This window comes from Novosphingobium sp. ZW T3_23, from assembly GCF_044987305.1.
In the GTDB taxonomy this organism is placed as follows: domain Bacteria; phylum Pseudomonadota; class Alphaproteobacteria; order Sphingomonadales; family Sphingomonadaceae; genus Novosphingobium.
Genome location: NZ_JBJDRF010000131.1, coordinates 1 through 1,119, shown reverse-complemented (window position 1 = coordinate 1,119; position 1,119 = coordinate 1). Strand labels below are relative to the sequence as shown.

Annotated in this window: 1 pseudogene and 1 other annotated feature; the pseudogene reads right to left on the bottom strand. The window is 61.6% G+C overall.

Annotation, left to right across the window (positions count from 1 at the left end):
• Nucleotides 1-39: 39 nt before the first annotated feature.
• Nucleotides 40-1,119 (bottom strand): annotated as a pseudogene (locus ACI3K3_RS25635) (IS3 family transposase); the annotation flags it as partial.
• Nucleotides 871-987 (bottom strand) — a sequence feature (AL1L pseudoknot). Its footprint overlaps the pseudogene before it by 117 nt.

The window sequence follows — 1,119 nt, the reverse complement described above, 5'->3', positions numbered from 1 at the left end:
TGAACCGCCCCGGGATTGCCGGAGGCCAGTTTTCTTAAATTAGGCAGCCAGTGGGACGTCGTCCAGCATGGCGTAGTAGCGTTGCTCGGCTTCGACGGGCGGGATGTTTCCGATCGGCTCCAGCAGGCGCCTAGTGTTAAACCAGTCGACCCATTCCAGCGTGGCGTATTCGACGGCTTCGAACGAGCGCCAAGGTCCTCGGCGGTGGATCACTTCAGCTTTGTAGAGGCCGTTGATCGTTTCGGCCAAAGCGTTGTCGTAGCTGTCGCCGACGCTGCCGACGGATGGCTCGATGCCGGCTTCAGCGAGACGTTCGGTGTACTTGATGGACACGTATTGCGAACCGCGGTCGCTGTGATGGACCAGGCCACCTCGATGAACGGGCCGTCGGTCGTGGATAGCCTGCTCCAGCGCATCCAGCACAAAGCTGGCGTGCGCCGTCCTGCTTACGCGCCAACCCACGATGTAACGGGCGTAGACGTCGATCACGAAGGCGACATAGGCGAACCCTGCCCAGGTCGCGACATAGGTGAAGTCGGAAACCCAAAGCATGTTCGGCGCCGGAGCATGAAACTGGCGGTTGACCTGATCGAGCGGGCACGGCGCCGCCTTGTCCGAGACCGTGGTGCGCACCGGCTTGCCGCGGATCACCCCTTGCAGACCAAGATCTCGCATCAACCGCTGCACGGTGCAGCGCGCGACATCGAAGCCCTCGCGCTTCATCTGTCGCCACACCTTACGCACACCGTAGACGCCGAAGTTCTCGGCAAAGACACGCAGAACTTCGGGCTTCAGCTCTTCATCCCGCCGGACACGGGTGGATTGCAAAGCCGGGTCTCGCCGCTTGGCAAGGCGCTCGTGATAGGTGGATGGGGCGATCGGCAGAACCCTGCAGATCGGCTCGACCCCATAGGCATCACGATGCTCGTCGATAAAGGCGATCATCGTTTGAACGGGCGGTCGAGCTCCGCCTGGGCAAAATATGCCGAAGCCTTGCGTAGTATCTCGTTGGCCTGCCGCAGTTCGCGGACTTCACGCTCCAAGGCCTTGAGTTTCTCGGCAGTTTCCGTCGGCACGCCTCCGCGCTTGCCGCTGTCCACCTCGGATTTCTTCACCCAT